This window comes from Rhizobium sp. S163 (assembly GCF_030380805.1).
GTDB lineage: Bacteria > Pseudomonadota > Alphaproteobacteria > Rhizobiales > Rhizobiaceae > Rhizobium.
On sequence record NZ_JAUDSA010000012.1, the window covers coordinates 350,560 to 366,527 of the forward strand.

The 15,968-nt window shown below is 60.9% G+C and carries 14 protein-coding genes; 12 read left to right on the top strand and 2 right to left on the bottom strand.

Translation table 11 applies throughout. From position 1 onward, the window contains the following. Nucleotide 1: 1 nt before the first annotated feature. The 4 genes from QTL96_RS11495 (at nucleotide 2) to QTL96_RS11510 (ending at nucleotide 5,976) form a co-directional block, all read left to right on the top strand. Entirely contained in the window at nucleotides 2-976 is a 975-nt protein-coding gene (locus QTL96_RS11495; protein ID WP_289727795.1) for an NAD-dependent epimerase/dehydratase family protein, read from the top strand. Continuing rightward, nucleotides 973-2,154: a DegT/DnrJ/EryC1/StrS family aminotransferase gene (locus QTL96_RS11500; protein WP_289727796.1), complete on the top strand. Its 1,182-nt coding sequence runs from the start codon at nucleotides 973-975 to the stop codon at nucleotides 2,152-2,154. The genes QTL96_RS11495 and QTL96_RS11500 overlap by 4 nt, the downstream gene beginning before the upstream one ends. Before the next feature lie 336 nt (nucleotides 2,155-2,490). Then, nucleotides 2,491-3,399, top strand: coding sequence for a Hint domain-containing protein (locus tag QTL96_RS11505; protein ID WP_289727797.1), 909 nt, complete (start codon nucleotides 2,491-2,493; stop codon nucleotides 3,397-3,399). Between the two features lie 279 nt (nucleotides 3,400-3,678). After that, nucleotides 3,679-5,976: an FdhF/YdeP family oxidoreductase gene (locus QTL96_RS11510; protein ID WP_289727798.1), complete on the top strand. Its 2,298-nt coding sequence runs from the start codon at nucleotides 3,679-3,681 to the stop codon at nucleotides 5,974-5,976. Between the two features lie 50 nt (nucleotides 5,977-6,026). On the opposite strand, the gene QTL96_RS11515 is transcribed toward QTL96_RS11510, so the two are convergent. Then, nucleotides 6,027-7,361, bottom strand: a complete 1,335-nt coding sequence (locus QTL96_RS11515) for an aspartate aminotransferase family protein (protein ID WP_113168256.1) — start codon at nucleotides 7,359-7,361, stop codon at nucleotides 6,027-6,029. Nucleotides 7,362-7,510: 149 nt separating this feature from the next. On the opposite strand from QTL96_RS11515, the gene QTL96_RS11520 reads away from it, so the two are divergent. The 8 genes from QTL96_RS11520 to QTL96_RS11555 all read left to right on the top strand — a co-directional run bounded on the left by QTL96_RS11520 (nucleotide 7,511) and on the right by QTL96_RS11555 (nucleotide 13,762). Then, complete coding sequence (locus QTL96_RS11520; RefSeq protein WP_112943398.1) at nucleotides 7,511-8,059, top strand: cupin domain-containing protein; 549 nt, start codon at nucleotides 7,511-7,513, stop codon at nucleotides 8,057-8,059. A gap of 196 nt (nucleotides 8,060-8,255) precedes the next feature. After that, nucleotides 8,256-8,894 (top strand): response regulator transcription factor, encoded by a 639-nt coding sequence (locus QTL96_RS11525; protein WP_289727894.1) that lies wholly within the window; start codon nucleotides 8,256-8,258, stop codon nucleotides 8,892-8,894. A 141-nt stretch (nucleotides 8,895-9,035) separates the two neighbouring features. Beyond that, on the top strand, nucleotides 9,036-10,178 hold the full coding sequence (locus tag QTL96_RS11530; protein WP_289727799.1) for a Xaa-Pro peptidase family protein: 1,143 nt from the start codon (nucleotides 9,036-9,038) through the stop codon (nucleotides 10,176-10,178). A 169-nt stretch (nucleotides 10,179-10,347) separates the two neighbouring features. Further along, complete coding sequence (locus QTL96_RS11535) at nucleotides 10,348-11,373, top strand: hydroxyacid dehydrogenase (protein WP_113009151.1); 1,026 nt, start codon at nucleotides 10,348-10,350, stop codon at nucleotides 11,371-11,373. 367 nt (nucleotides 11,374-11,740) lie between these two features. Beyond that, nucleotides 11,741-12,727 carry a Gfo/Idh/MocA family oxidoreductase gene (locus tag QTL96_RS11540; protein ID WP_289727800.1) on the top strand — a complete coding sequence of 329 codons (987 nt, stop codon included), beginning with the start codon at nucleotides 11,741-11,743 and terminating at the stop codon, nucleotides 12,725-12,727. A 49-nt stretch (nucleotides 12,728-12,776) separates the two neighbouring features. Then, on the top strand, nucleotides 12,777-13,100 hold the full coding sequence (locus QTL96_RS11545) for a helix-turn-helix domain-containing protein (protein WP_113168258.1): 324 nt from the start codon (nucleotides 12,777-12,779) through the stop codon (nucleotides 13,098-13,100). Nucleotides 13,101-13,122: 22 nt separating this feature from the next. Next, nucleotides 13,123-13,470: a CAP-Gly domain protein gene (locus tag QTL96_RS11550; RefSeq protein ID WP_289727801.1), complete on the top strand. Its 348-nt coding sequence runs from the start codon at nucleotides 13,123-13,125 to the stop codon at nucleotides 13,468-13,470. A 52-nt stretch (nucleotides 13,471-13,522) separates the two neighbouring features. Further along, nucleotides 13,523-13,762 carry a hypothetical protein gene (locus QTL96_RS11555; protein ID WP_112943403.1) on the top strand — a complete coding sequence of 80 codons (240 nt, stop codon included), beginning with the start codon at nucleotides 13,523-13,525 and terminating at the stop codon, nucleotides 13,760-13,762. Between the two features lie 230 nt (nucleotides 13,763-13,992). Here QTL96_RS11555 and QTL96_RS11560 read toward each other — a convergent pair whose 3' ends face one another. Beyond that, a complete protein-coding gene (locus tag QTL96_RS11560; RefSeq protein ID WP_289727802.1) occupies nucleotides 13,993-15,885 on the bottom strand; it encodes a diguanylate cyclase in 1,893 nt (630 codons plus the stop codon). Between the last annotated feature and the right edge of the window lie 83 nt (nucleotides 15,886-15,968).

Below are 15,968 nucleotides of genomic sequence, written 5' to 3' on the forward strand. Positions count from 1 at the left end.
CATGAAGAACCAGCGAATTCTGATCACCGGCGGCGCGGGCCTCATCGGCTCGCATATCGCGGACCTCGTTGCGCTGGAAGAGCCACGCGAGATCGTCATCATTGACAACTTCGGGCGTGGCCGCCGGGAAAATCTGGCCGAGGCGATCAAGGCAGCACCTGTCACGATCATCGAGGGTGACATCCGCGACCGCAAGCTGCTGAAGGAAACATTCGCCGGTATCGACACCGTGTTCCACCAGGCGGCCATCCGCATCACCCAATGCGCCGAGGAGCCGCGTCTGGCCTTCGATGTTCTGGCCGGCGGGACGTTCGATGTGCTCGAGGCGGCTGTGGAAGCAAAAGTTTCCAAGGTTGTCGCGGCATCGTCCGCCTCCGTGCTCGGCCTCGCCGAGAGCTTCCCGACTACCGAGGATCACCACCCCTATAACAATCGCACGATCTACGGCGCCGCCAAGGCCTTCAACGAAGGGCTGCTCAGAAGCTTCGCCGAGATGTACGGCTTGCGCTACGTCGCACTTCGCTACTTCAACGTTTACGGGCCGCGCATGGACGTGCACGGCGTCTACACCGAGGTGCTGATCCGCTGGATGGAGCGCATCGCCAGCGGTCTGCCGCCCATCATTCACGGCGACGGCCTGTCCACCATGGATTTCGTCCATGTCCACGATATCGCCCGCGTCAACATGCTTGCGGCCAAGTCCGACGTGACGGACGAAGTGTTCAACGTCGCCAGCGGCGAAGAGACCAGCCTGCGCGATCTGGCGGAGCTGCTGATGAAGGTCATGGGCGCGTCGATGGACGTGCAGTACGGGCCGGCGCGCAAGGTCAACGCCGTTCCTCGTCGTCTTGCCTCCACGGTCAAAGCGGAGAGCATGCTCGGCTTCAAATCGGAAATCAGCATGGAGCAGGGCCTGCGCGATCTCGTCGCCTGGTGGCGGAATGAGAAGATGCTGAGCACCGGAGAAGCGGCATGAGCCAAATTCCTGTCGCAAAACCTGTTCTCGACGAGCAGGAAGTCGAGGCGGTTCGCCGTGTCATACTCTCCGGCTGGGTCACGCAGGGCCCGGAAGTCGCGGCCTTCGAACGCGAGTTCGCCGATTTCGTCGGCGCCTCGCATGCCTGCGCGGTTTCGAACTGCACGACTGCGCTGCACCTTGCGCTACTTGCCGTCGGCGTCGAAGCCGGCGACGAGGTGATCACCGTAAGCCACTCCTTCATCGCGACCGCCAACGCGATCCGCTATTGCAACGCGACGCCTGTCTTCGTTGATATCGAGGCCGATGGTTTCAACATCGATCCCGAGCTGATCGAGGCGGCGATTACGCCGCGCACGAAAGCGATCATTTGCGTGCATCAGCTCGGCATGCCCTGCGATTTGAGCCGCATCGTTGCGGTCGCCGAGCGGCACGCCATCCCGGTTATCGAGGATGCCGCCTGCGCAACGGGCAGCGAGCTTCTCTGGAAGGGCCGCTGGGAGAAGATCGGCAAACCGCATGGCGATATCGCCTGCTTCTCCTTCCATCCACGCAAGGTGGTAACGACGGGTGACGGCGGCATGCTGACGACCGCGAACCCGGAATACGACTGCAAGTTCCGCCTTTGGCGCCAGCACAGCATGAGCGTTACCGATAGTGTGCGCCACGGCTCGAAGCAGGTGATCTACGAAAGCTACCCGGAGGTCGGTTTCAACTACCGGATGACGGACATGCAGGCGGCTGTGGGCCGCGAGCAGCTGAAACGACTGCCTGACATCGTCGCAAGACGGCGTGCACTCGCCGCTGCCTACACGCAGGCGCTCGACAAGCTGGACGGCATGCGCGCGCCTATCGAGCCGGATTGGGCGCGAAGCAACTGGCAGAGCTATTGCACAACGCTGCCAGATCATCTGGATCAGCAGGAGTTCATGCAGGCGTTGCTCGATCAAGGCATCTCGACGCGACGCGGCATCATGAACAGCCATCTCGAGCCGGCCTACGCGGCGGAGACTTCGCACCGCGTTTCGGGAGATCTGCAGAACAGCGTCAGCGCTCAGAACCGGACGGTCATTCTTCCTCTCTTCGTGCAGATGACCGACGTGGAGCTCAACGAGGTCGTGGACGCCATTGCAGGCAGCCTCGCGCCTTCCACGCCTGTGATCGCGAAGGCGGGCTGAAGCGAGCTTCGAACACGGAAAGCAGCAAGGCGAGCGGCGCTAAGCGCGCTGCTCGCCCCCGCGCGGCCAAACCCGTGATCAAAGTGGCGGATTATCCTGGAAACAAATGCGATCGGCGACAGGCGGAGCGTCCGCCGATGGGGACGCCCCTTATCAAATATCTCGCTAAGGTTGTCCGTTTCCCGGCATTCGCGCGACCTCGCATGCCGCGTATCACCTACCGCTATTTGAGTAGCTTCGAACCTATTCGGCTGAGTTTATCGCGGATGAAGTTGGTGTACGATGGTTAACAGCAATCAGGAATAGATACGTGTAACCCAAAAGACGGAGAGCATTATGTCATCGATGGACCCGGAAGAAACACCCTCTAACCGTGCACGCCGACATTTTCTCGGTGTTGCGGCGGCTACCAGCGCAAGAGTTGCCGGAATCGCTGTTGCGACCATGGCAATCGCCTCTTCGCCCGCGAAAGCAATGGGACGTAATTGGGGTGGCGGTCGCGGCGGCGGACATGGTGGTGGTGGCGGTGGCGGTGGTCACGATGGCGGCGGCGGTGGCGGCGGCCATTCCGGTGGCGGAAACTCCGGTGGTGGCGGCGGGGCGAAGTGCCTGCTGCGCGGCACCCTGATTGCGACACCATGTGGCGAAGTCGCGATCGAGGATTTGCGCCTTGGCGATCTCGTCGAAACGATCTCGGGCGAAGCCAAGCCAATCCGCTGGATCGGCCGCCAGACATTCCGCAAAAGCGTCTCCTCCTGGCATCCGACAGTCGTGCCGGTGCGCATCTCGAAGAGCGCTCTGGATGACGGCATGCCAAGCCAGGATCTCTACATCTCCGCCGGCCACGCCCTTTATGTCGATGGCGCTCTGGTCCGTGCGAAGGATCTGGTCAACGGCAGCTCCATAATATCGACACTGCCTCATGACAGCGAAACGATCGAATACTACAACGTCCTGCTCGACAGCCACGACGTGGTGATTGCCGCTGGCACGCCGGTCGAAACATTCCAGCTGAGCGGCAGCGACTACGAGAGCTTCGACAACTTTGTCGAAATCGAAAAGCTCTATCCGGCCGGGCGCCGCCCACGCATGATGCCTTATGCACCAGTGGTCGGCGAAGAAAGCGGACGGCAGCATCTGAAAGCTCTGCTGTTGCTCAGCGTTTCGCCCATCGTTCCAATGCGTGATCCGTTCAAGGACGTTTCGCGGCGCATATCGAGCCGCGTCGGCGAACTGGTCGGCTGAGAACCGTCGTCACGCGAATAGGTCTATCAATTGCGGATTGGCGCGGTCCTGCGCCAGTCCGTTTTTTTGATCTCCCGTGATCCTACATGCGGATGGCCACAGCCAACGCGTCCCGCCCGCCTTTCGTGTGCCCGCGCATGCCTGGACTAATCCGCTAAGCACATCTTGCGGCGTCAAACTGCGCTTATAGAGCTATGGCAACACCCTATGCTTCGGTATAGTGCAGTGCGGCATCGACAGATGTTATGCTGGCTATACTGAGTGTGGAGACGTGTGAACATGGCGAAGAAGCGGCCCGAGGGAATTGAGAAGTACGACGCACCGGCCGGCGGATGGGGCGCGCTGCGTGCCGTCGCCAAGACACTTGCCCATCAGCAGGTCGTCGCCCAGGGGGCCGCAACACTGCTGAAGGCCAACAAGCCCGAAGGCTTCGATTGTCCCGGTTGCGCATGGCCGGATCCCAAGCACACATCATCCTTCGAGTTCTGTGAAAATGGCGCCAAGGCGATCACCTGGGAATCGACGGCAAAACGTGTCGACCCAAGCTTCTTTGCAGAGCATACGGTGTCCGAATTGTGGGAATGGACCGACCACAGTCTTGAGGACGAGGGCCGCCTGACGCACCCGATGATCTACAATGCCGAGACCGATCGCTATGAGGTGATCGAATGGGACGATGCCTTCGCGCGCATCGGCGCGGAACTCAACCGTCTGGAGGATCCGCATCAAGCCGAGTTTTATACTTCGGGGCGCGCGTCCAACGAGGCCGCCTTTCTCTATCAGCTACTGGTGCGCGCTTATGGCACCAACAATTTTCCCGACTGCTCGAACATGTGCCACGAAGCAACCAGTGTCGGCTTGCCGAAGTCGATCGGCGTCGGCAAGGGTACGGTTCTGCTCGAGGATTTCGACCACACGGATGCGATCTTCAGCTTCGGCCACAATCCGGGTACCAACCATCCGCGCATGATGGCGACATTGCACGAGGCGTCGCGCCGCGGCGTACCGATCATTGTCTTCAATCCGCTGAAGGAGCGCGCGCTCGAGAAATTCGCCTCGCCGCAGGACCCGGTCGAAATGGCAACGCTGTCGTCGACACGGATTGCGTCGGCCTATCATCAGGTCCGCACCGGCGGTGATCTCGCGGCACTTAAAGGCTTGATGAAGTGCATCTTCGAGATCGATGACGCCGATCTTGCAGCCGGCGGTCCTGGCGTGCTCGACCGCGCCTTCATCGCCGAGCATACGACCGGCCTGGAGGCGCTGCGGGAAGATATCGACAACACCAGCTGGGACAGCATCATCACCGTATCCGGCCTGACGCGCGAGGCGCTGAAGAGTGCCGCCGAGGTCTATGTGAAGGCCAAAAGCGTCATCGTTTGCTACGGCATGGGCATCACTCAGCACAGCAACGGCACCGGAAATGTGCAACAGCTCGCCAATCTACTGATGTTGCGCGGCAATATCGGGCGCCGCGGCGCCGGCATCTGCCCTCTGCGCGGCCATTCCAACGTTCAGGGCGACCGCACCGTCGGCATTACCGAGATTCCCAACAAGGCGCTGATCGACGGAATGGAGAAGGCCTTCGGCTTCCGCCCGACCGACATGAAGGGACACAATGCGATTGAATCCGTCGAAGCAATCATGGAGGGTAGGTCCAAGGCGTTGATCTGCCTCGGCGGCAATCTGGCCGTCGCCATGTCCGACACCGACTTCACATTCGAGGCGATGCGCAAACTTGACCTTGCGGCGCACATCACGACCAAGCTCAACCGCTCGCATTTGCTGATTGCCAAGACCTCCATCATTCTACCCTGCCTCGGCCGCACCGATCTCGACACGCAAGCGTCGGGCCCGCAATCGGTGACCGTCGAGGACTCCATGTCGATGGTGCATGCGTCGCGCGGCTTCCTGAACCCGCCGAGCGAGATGCTGAAATCCGAGCCCGCAATCGTCGCCGGCATCGCCAAGGCGACGCTCGGAGATCGCCATGGCATCGATTGGGATGGCATGGTCGCAGATTACGACAGGATACGCGACAAGATCGAAATCGTCTTTCCCGATTTCTTCGACTTCAACAAGCGTGTGCGCGTCCGCGGCGGCTTCCGGCTGGACGTACCGGCGTCTGAGCGTCGCTGGAAGACGGAAAGCGGCAAGGCTACTTTCCTCATCGGCCGCGGCCTGCATGAGGACCCGTTGGTGAAAAATCCGGACGCGCTTGTCCTGACCACGCTTCGCAGCCACGACCAGTACAACACGACGATCTATGGTATGGATGATCGCTATCGCGGCGTTTTTGGTCGCCGTGACGTCATCTTCATGAATAAGGACGACCTCGCGAAACGCGGATTGTCGGATGGCGACATTATCAATGTCGTCGCCCTACCGTCGGCGGATGGAAAGTCGCGCAGCGCGCGCGGGCTGACCGCGATCGAGTACGATATTCCACGAGGATCGATCGCCGGCTATTATCCTGAGATGAACGCGCTGATCGCGCTCTCCGCCTATGACCGCATTTCTGGCACACCCGCCTACAAGGGCGTTCCGGTGACGGTCACTGGCGTGACCACTCAGTAGGCACGATTTGTGTTTCGGGCCTCGTCAAAACGAGGCCCGAAACATATTGATCAGGCTGCGCGCTTCAGCGCATCGCCGATGATCGAGACAATGGTCTCGATCTGATCCTTTTCGACGATCAGCGGCGGCGAAAGCGCGATGGTGTCGCCGGTGACGCGGATCAGCAGACCCTTCTTGAAGCAATCGACGAAGACGTCATAGGCGCGGGCGCCGACAGCACCTTCACGCGACGAGAGCTCGATGGCGCCGACTAGGCCTAGGTTGCGGATGTCGACGACATTCGGCAGGCCCTTCAGTGAGTGAAGTGCTTCCTGCCAAGTCTCCGCCAGACCGGCGCCGCGCGTCAGCAGGCCCTCTTCCTCGTAAATCTCGAGTGTGGCGATGCCGGCGGCGCTTGCAACCGGGTGGCCGGAGTAGGTGTAGCCGTGGAAGAGTTCGATGGCATTTTCCGGACCGGTCATCATCGCGTCATAGACCTTGCGGCTTGCAAACACAGCACCCATCGGGATCGCGCCATTCGTCAGGCCCTTAGCCGTCGTCACTAGATCCGGCACCACGCCAAAGTAATCGGTCGCGAACGGCGTACCAAGGCGTCCAAAGCCGGTGATGACTTCGTCGAAGATCAGCAGAATGCCGTACTTATCGGCGATCGCGCGCAAGCGTTCGAGATAGCCCTTCGGTGGAAGGATAACGCCAGCGGAACCGGACATCGGCTCGACGATGACGGCCGCGATGGTCTCGGCGCCATGCAGGGCAACCAGACGCTCGAGATCTTCGGCGAGCTCGATGCCATGGGCCGGCAGGCCCTTGCTGAAGGCGTTGTGCTCGACGTCAAGAGTATGGCGCATGTGATCGGCCGGGATCTGCGGGAAGACGCGACGGTTGTTGACGAGGCCGCCGACGGAAATACCGCCGAAGCCAACACCATGATAGCCCTTTTCGCGCCCGATGATACGGCTGCGGGTGCCCTGTCCGATGGCGCGCTGATAAGCGATGGCAATCTTCAGCGCGGTGTCGACGGATTCAGAACCAGACCCGGTGAAGAACACCCGATCAAGCTGCGCGCTCGCGCCACCGGGGGCAATCTTGGCCAGCCGCTCGGCGAAATCGAAAGCAATCTGATGGCCCATCTGGAAGGTGGGGGCGAAATCCATGGTCATCAGCTGACGCTCGACCGCCTCGGCAATCCTCTTGCGGGCGTGGCCCGCGTTCACGCACCACAGACCGGCGGTCCCATCCAGTACCTTGTTGCCGTCGACATCGGTGTAATACATGCCCTCGGCGGAGGCGAGCAGGCGGGGGGCTGCCTTAAACTGGCGGTTGGCCGTGAACGGCATCCAGAAGTTATCGAGCGACGGGCTGTTTGCTTTGCTGATCTGGTCCATAAGGTCTCTCCGGAATGGTGATGATGAAGTGATCGGCCAATTCAGATTCTCGAACAAGCCCTTTTCTGGATGCTTCCAACTCATTGAAAATCATGGAATTCGAAATCGAATGTTGTTATATTTCGAACACTCGAAACCTTGGAAACACCATGTCCGTCGATATCGGCCAACGCCTGCGCCATTTGCGCATGCTTCACAATCTTTCGCAACGCGAATTGGCGAAGCGGGCGGGGGTCACCAACTCCACCATTTCGCTCATCGAATCCAATTCCTCCAACCCATCGGTGGGCGCCCTGAAGCGCATTCTGGATGGAATCCCGATCGGATTGGCCGAGTTCTTTGCCTTCGAACCGCAGAAGTCGCGCAAGGCCTTTTACGCCGCCGAAGAGCTGGTCGAGATCGGCAAGGGCCCGATTTCCTACCGGCAGATCGGCGAGAGCCTGTTCGGCCGCCAGCTACAGATCCTGAAAGAATGCTACCAACCGGGCGCCGACACTGGAAAGGTCATGCTCGTCCATGAAGGCGAAGAAGGCGGCATCGTGCTTTCAGGCCGCATGGAAATAACGGTCGAGGACGAGCGCCGGATCCTTGGCCCCGGTGATGCCTACTACTTCGAGAGCAGGCGCCCGCATCGCTTCCGATGCGTCGGACCGGTCCCCTGCGAGGTTATCAGCGCCTGCACGCCACCGACGTTCTAACCACGCCAATCGCGAGCGTGGTGGCTATCAAGACCCCAAACCTAAGTATAGTGTGGCCGATCTTCATGTCTGGCTATGTTGCTTACGGTCGCGGATGCGGGCACAACGTGCAGCGAAGTGCCCACCCGCATTCAAAGCGGAGTGATGAGGGAGGCACTGCGAAATGACTCAACTCTGGAGAAACGCCGTGAGTGACATGCGACGAGCGACCATGGTGCAGCCAGTATTTCCCATGGTACTGATCGTCGACGACGACATCTCCGTGCGCGAAGCACTCGTCGATCTCTTTCATTCGGTCCGGATCGATGTTTCCGCTTTCGACAGCCCAGCCGCCCTGCTTGCGGGGGCGGACCTCAAGCGGCCAGGGTGCATCCTGCTCGATGTTCGCTTGCCAGGGCTGAGCGGCCTCGATTTCCAGGGGCAACTGGAGCGCTTGGGAAGCAGGCTGCCGATTGTCTTCATGACGGGTTTCGGCGATATTCCAATGAGCGTCAGGGCGATGAAGGCCGGTGCCGTGGATTTTCTGGTAAAGCCGTTTCGCGACCAGGACCTGCTCGATGCTGTCTCCACGGCGATCGAGCGCGACGCGGTGCAACGTAGCGAGAGCGCGGAGGGTGACGCAGTCGTCACTTTGGCCGACACGCTGACGCCGCGCGAGCGTGAGGTGATGATGGCTGTCAGCAAGGGGCTGATGAGCAAGCAGATCGCCTATGATCTCGGCATCAGCGAGATAACCGTCAAGCTTCACCGCGGCAACGTCATGCGCAAGATGGATGTCCGTTCGGTCGCCGACCTCGTACGCAAGGTCGAGCTTCTGGCCACTCGCCAGCCGTAAGGACCTATCGGGGCAACCCCCTCCCGATTGACTTGACGGCAGGAGCAGGACTAGCTGCGCGCGATCAAGCTGCGACTTGATTGCTGACACGGCGGCGCATGTGCGTCGTCAAGCAGCGGATCGATATCAAGAGGAATAGCCATGTCGGCCACACCCCGCCCCTCCCCCATTCCCGAAACAGAGCGCCGCGAGCGGCTTTCGACGCTGCGCAGCCGCATGGGTGCCGCCGGCGTGGACGCCGTGCTCCTCGGCTCGACGGAGAGCCTGCGCTATTTCACCGGCCTTGTCTGGCACCAGAGCGAACGACTGGTCGGCGCGCTGATCACGCAGGCTGACCTCTTCTACATCGTGCCGGGTTTCGAGCGCAGCCGCGTCGACAGTCTGCCAAAGCTCGACGGCGCAATCGTGACCTGGGAGGAAGACGAGAACAGCGCCGAAACCGTAGCCGGCTTGCTTTCGGCGGAAGGCCGCGTGGCGCTCGATGACGCCTTGCCGCTGTTCGTCTATCACGCACTTGCCAAGGAGCTCGGCGCGGAGCGCCTTGTCGATGGCGCGCGACTGATCCGCGATATTCGCCTACGCAAGTCTGCGGCCGAAATCGGCATCATCCAATACGCGATGAACCTGACGCTTGAAGTCCACCGCCGCGCGTACACGTATATCAAACCCGGCGTCCTGGCATCGGATGTCGTGCGCTATATCGACGAACAGCACCGTGCCCTCGGCGCCGATAGTGGATCGACCTTTTGCATTGTCTCCTTCGGCGAAGCGACCTCGCTGCCGCATGGCGCCGACGGCGAGCAGACCTATGCAGCCGGCGATGTCATTCTGGTCGACACCGGATGCCGTATCGACGGCTATCATTCCGATCTGACGCGCACCTATGTTCTGGACGAGCCGGATGCGGACTTTGCCCGCGCCTGGGCGATCGAGCGCGAGGCGCAGCAGGCCGTTTTCGACGCGGCCAAGCTCGGAGCTGCCTGCTCCAGCCTGGATGACGCGGCCCGCGCGGTCATCGTTCGCCATGGGCTTGGGCCTGATTACGCGCTGCCTGGCTTGCCTCACAGAGCCGGCCATGGTCTCGGCCTGGAAATCCACGAAGAGCCCTATGTCGTTCGCGGCAATAAGACGGCACTTGAACCCGGCATGTGCTTCTCGAACGAACCGATGATCGTTTTCCCCGGCCGCTACGGGATCCGTCTTGAAGATCATATCCACATGACCGAGACCGGCGCCGCATGGTTCACGCAGCCGGGCAAGAGCCCGACGGAGCCGTTTGCGTGAGATGCACGACATCGCCTGACTGAGCTGTCGGGCCCTACCCGACATGAAAATCAAAGGCCGCTGCCCGCGCAGCGGCCTTTCGTCAGTGTTACAGCGCCAGGCTCGAAGCCCCCTGTTACAAGCGGCATTTGCTGATAAGTCTTGCTCTCAGGGAATGGAGGAGGATGTGATGAGCCGCAATATTGTTCTGGTGGACCCTTTGCCACGAACGCTCGATCTGATCATGAAGCCGGATGTTCGCCGCCGGCTGGAAAATCTCGGCGAGCTGGTGATCTGCGAAGATCGGCAGATGCCGGCTGAGCAGGTCGACGCATTGCTTCCCGAGACGGTGCTGATCTTCGGGCAGACCGACATGCCGCGCGAGCGGTTGGACCGGGCGCCGAAGCTAAAGGCCATCATCAACGTCGAATCCAACTTCATGGCGAATATTGACTACCAGGCCTGTGTGGAACGCGGCATCTGGGTGATCACCCCGGCATCGGCCTTCGCATCGCCCGTGGCTGAGGCGGCACTCGGCATGGCGCTCAATCTTGCCCGCGGCATCACCCGGGCCGACCGCGATTTCCGGGCGGGAACCGAAGAATATGGGCTGGCCGGCAACGACGGCGTCTTTCGTTTCGCCGGCGCGCCGGTCGGGATCATCGGCTTCGGCGATCTCGGCAGGCAGCTGCGCGATCTCGTTCGTCCGTTCAAGAACACGGTGCGCGTGTTCGACCCATGGCTGCCCAAAGAGATCGTCGAGCGGCTGGACTGCGTGCCATCGGGCCTGGACGAGACGTTGAGCGAGAGCCAGGTGGTTTTCGTCTTCGCCAGTGTGACCAGCGAGAACGAGGGCTTCATCGGCCGTCGCGAGTTCCAGTTGATGAGGCCGGGCGCCGCCTTTCTCTTGATGAGCCGCGCAGCGGTGGTCGATTTTCCCGCGATGCTGGAGGCAGTGAAATCCGGCCACATCATCGCCGCGACCGATGTCTTTCCGGAAGAGCCTGTGGCGGCCGACGACCCCGTGCGCGGTTTGCCGGGCTTGCTGCTCTCGGCGCATCGCACCGGTGGCACCCGCGATGCCTTCTACGAACTCGGCACGATGGCCGTCGCCGATGCCGAACTCATCATGAAAGGTCTGCCGCCCCAGCTTTGCCGACGTGCGGACCCGGCAACGGCGAGCCGCTTGCGCTCGAAACCTGTGTCGGTGTCCTGAGATGGCCTTGGGATAGAGCAGAAAATAAAAAAGCCTGTCGCGGGAGGAGGTGCGACAGGCTTTTTAAAACAAATGAACAGCAGCTGGGAGGAGGAGTGCTACTGTTCGCGCAAGTCCCTCTGGGAGGAGGAGTGAGGCACTTGCAAACTCGAAGCTCTGCGGGAGGAGGATGCATCGCTTCGATGGATATGTATATACACACCCGTGCGCCTAAACGGTAGGCAAGTTTGTGCAAGGCAGCCATGCGCCATGCGCTTGGCGCGGAGCTCTCGATATGGCCGTCGGAGCACGAAGCCCCTGTACTGATCGACCGATCCAGCTATAGAACCAGCAGTCACGCGGAAATGCTGGTGAAAGGCGACACGGAATGCTGCGCTGGGGAATTCTCGGAACGAGCTTCATCTCGAACACAATGGCAGAGGCCATCAATGGCAGCGACGGATCGGTGATCGGCGCGGTCTTCGGTCGCGATCGTGAGCGCCTCGCAGCCTTTGCCGACCGCTACGGCATCTCCGTCAGGCATTCCAGCATCGATGCGCTTGTCGACGATCCCTATATCGACGTGATCTACGTTGGCCTGCCTAACAATGTGCACCACGACGCCGTCATCAAGGCGGCTGCTCGCGGCAAGCCGGTGCTGTCGGAGAAATCGCTGGCCACGACGATGGAAGAAGCGCATGCGCTTGCCGCCGCTGTCGAGCAGGCCGACATTTTCTTCCTCGAAGGGCTGATGTATCTCAGCCATCCTGTCATCGCCGAGCTTGGCAACATCATCCGATCCGGCCGTCTCGGCGCCATACGCTCGATTTCGGGCGCCTATGCCGCGGACATCTGGCAGGTCGTCAATCCCGCGGGCCGCGGAACGCTCTATAATCTCGGCTGCTATCCGGCTTCGCTGATGCACTACGTCATCCAAACGGCTTTCGGCGCCGACGCCTTCGGGGATCGCGTGATCTCGGGACACGGCAACCGGTCGCGCCACGACGGCAACATCTGTGACGCTGCGCTCACCGCCCGATTCGGCTCAGGCGTTTTGGCGACGCTGCAATCGACGGACTGCTATGGCATGTCGTTCGACTTCACTGTGCGCGGCGACCGCGCCTCGCTGCGCTTCCTCACCAATCCGTGGCTGCCCGTTGCCGGCGACAATCTGCTGGAGATCGAGGAATACGGCCTGCCCACGGAACGCATCGTCGTTCCGTCGGACCACGACGCCTTCGGCCACCAGGTCCGCCTCGTCGAAGACTGCCTGCGCAAGGGGCTGAAGCAGGCGCCCCGCCCCTCGCCGCGCCTTTCCGATTCCATCGAAATCATGCAATTGCTGACCGAATGGGAGCGGTGCTGCCGGACTTGAGCCGTCGTCCAGCTTGAGAAAGAGATCGATCCGGTTATATAAAATCATCATGATAACGTCAGCACAGATACGTGGCGCCCGCGCAATGCTCGGCCTCCAGCAAGCCGAATTGGCCGAGGCCGCCGGTATCTCCGTAGCGGATCTCGACCGTATCGAGCGCGGGGCCGAAAGCGCTGGCAGCACATTGCGCGCAATCAAGCACGCGCTAAAAGCCTCGGGCATCATCTTCGAAGCGGACGGAGAATTGATATCAGGCGGGCCGGGCGTGCGGCTGGCGCAATCGGCGGGCAAGTCGTTCGACACGGTCGAGACGGAAGTTGTTCAATATCCGGAATTCATGAAGAACGACGCACCTCCCGGTGCCGGCGGGTGAAGTTGAGGTTGAGGTTTGTGAGATGAGCTACGACTTTCATGTCGGCCAGAAGGTCGTATGCATCGATGACACGTTCAAGCATGTCAGCATCGACCAGGGTATTCGCAAGGGCGAGATCTACACGCTGCGCTGGGTCGGCGAATACACGCACTATATCGACGGCACCTTCTTCGGCGTGAAGCTGGAAGAACTGCATCGCGGCAACGATGATGGCCCGGAGGGCTACGGCGCGGCCGACATGCCATTTCGCGCCACGCGCTTCCGCCCGCTGGTCAAGGACAAGATCTCATCGCTGCGCAAGCTGCTTGCCCCCACGCCGGATGCGCCGGTGGAACCGAAGGTGAAGGTCAAGACGAAGGAAGAGGTCTGAGCCAGATACAATCTGGCCTCATCGAACCGACCCATCAATTTGAGGACAATTCTTGAACAGCGTTTCCGACCTCGTCGCCTCCGCAAAGACCGTTCACGCACGCTATCTGGCAGGCCGCATGGAGCGTGAAACGGTCAGGGAGTGGGTAATCCGGCTTGGCGCCTATCCCCAGCCGCACGGCGAACGGGTGCGCGAGGCAGCCGAATGGTTTCGCGTCGCCCAGACTGATCCCGTCCCGCTTGAAATCAAGCTTGTCGATCTCGATCGGCTGTCCGCAATCGTTTCAGGCTGACCGAAATAGGTAGTCTTCGCGCAAAACGAACCCATAAATGGCGCTTGAACTTCCCAGAAGTTGCGTTACATTCAACTTACATAATTCGTCTCTGACGGCTGACCACGGAGGTACTGGCAGTCGTTGTCGAGACGGGTCGAGGAAGGTCGGTGCGGTTTCGCCCCGGCCTTTTTCTTTACCGGATTGCCTGAAAACGTGCGCAGTGGAGGCCGCAGCAGCGGTGGAAACAGCTACCGCGCCGCTCTGCTCGTCCTTGGCGGGTTCCAGGCGACAGCCTGATTGCGGCCATCGCGCTTGGCCTGATAGAGGCCCTGATCGGCCTCGAGAATAAACTCGGCAGCGCTTATCTGTTGCTTCCAGTTAGATTTGGCCGAAATTCCGATGCTGGCCGTCACCACGCCGTATTCGCTGCCAGAGTGAGCGATCGCCCGCGCCAGCAGGGTGCTGCGGAACTGCTCCGCCAACACCAGCGCCTTGGTCCCATCGGTATCGGGCAGCAGAACGACGAATTCCTCGCCGCCGAACCGCGCGAGCACATCCTGCGGGCGGTTCATCGTGCGGCGCAGGCAATCGGCGATCGCCTTCAGGCACGCGTCGCCTTCTGGATGGCCGTAGGTGTCGTTGTAGGCCTTGAAGCGGTCGACGTCGATCATCAGCACCGCCATCGGCCGGCGCTCCAGGCGGCTTCGCTCGACCGCAACCGACATCGCGTGGTCGAAGGCCCGGCGGTTGAGAAGCCCAGTCAGGGCGTCGGTCTCGGCGAGGCTCTTCATCTGCTCGGCGACTGTCCTGAGCGCGAACTCGGCCTGCTTCATCGTCGTGATGTCTGAGACCGCAACAAGCGCCATGCCATTATCGGCGACGCGGGTGCGCAGGCTGAGCCAACGCCCGTCATAGAGTTCGATGTATTCTTCCTTGTCGAAGAACAACGCAGCGGCTGCTTCCGACAACCAGGCATCGGTAATCTCCTGACGGAAATCCCGTCGCTCGTTCGATTCCACGACTTTCTTGAGGATGTCCCTGATATTCGTTCCGGGCACGCGGGCCTCGCCCGACAGCGGGAACAACGCCGCATATTGCGTGTTGCTGAAAACAAGCGTGCCTGTTCGATCGAACATCGCGAAACCATCCGACATCCCGGCCATGGCGAGCGACAGCAGATCCTTGCTCTCGCGCAGTTCCTGCTCGATCTTCCGTTCCTCGGTCACATCGCGCGTCGCGCCCGCAAGCCCGATGACAGCACCGGTCCGGTCGCGTAGCGGCACCTTCGATGTCGAATAGCAGCGATCGCGGCCGCCTTCGCTCAGATATTCGATCTTGTCCAGCTGCGACTGCCCGCTCTCCATCAAGGCTTGCTCTTCGGCATAGAGCATTTCGGCGCGGCGCTGGGTGGCGAGCTGGAAATCGGACGCGCCGACCATGGCCGCCGGCGAGGGATAGTGGTGGTGCTCGGCAACGTTCTTGTTGACGATGACGAACTTGCCTTCCCGGTTCTTCACGTAGTGAAAGTCGGGCGTCTGCGTCAGCGCTGCCGACAGGATATCGCGGTCATGCGCCATTCTTTCGAACTGGATCAGGACAAAGGCGGCGATCATGATGCTGAGGAAATTGAGAACCGTGATCGGGAACCCGACGAGCTCGACGGCTCGCGCATTGGCCTGCGACGTCAGCACAGACATGACCACCAGCAGCGTGGCCGATACCGCGATCCCAAGCACGGCTGCATCGGCCAGCCTGACCTTGCGCCTTCTCACGATCAGATAGCCGCAGAGCCCGACCAAACCGACGACGCATATGCTGATAACCCCATCGACCGCGCCCGCTCCCCCCTCAGAAAAGCGAAACACCGACGCAATCACGATCGTCAAGAGCACGGAGAAGGGGCCGCCAAACAGGGCCGACACCGCCACCAGCGTGTAACGGAGATCGACGAAAACGCCTTGATCCAGCGGCACCGCCAGCATCATCGAACAAATTGCGCCAAGACCCATGGCGATACCGAACGCCTGGTTGCGCCGAGGCTCGGACAAGACACGCGTGTGATAATAGGCGTGCGACCACAGCGATATTGCTAGCGCGGTGATGGCGAGGTTTCCGAGCAGTATCTGCCAAGTTGCGTTCATCGATGGTCTGGTCTGGAACTCAGGACAATAGAGAACCCAACTACATCAATTTTCTTTCCGTCCCTTTAATCCGCAGCGGCAGC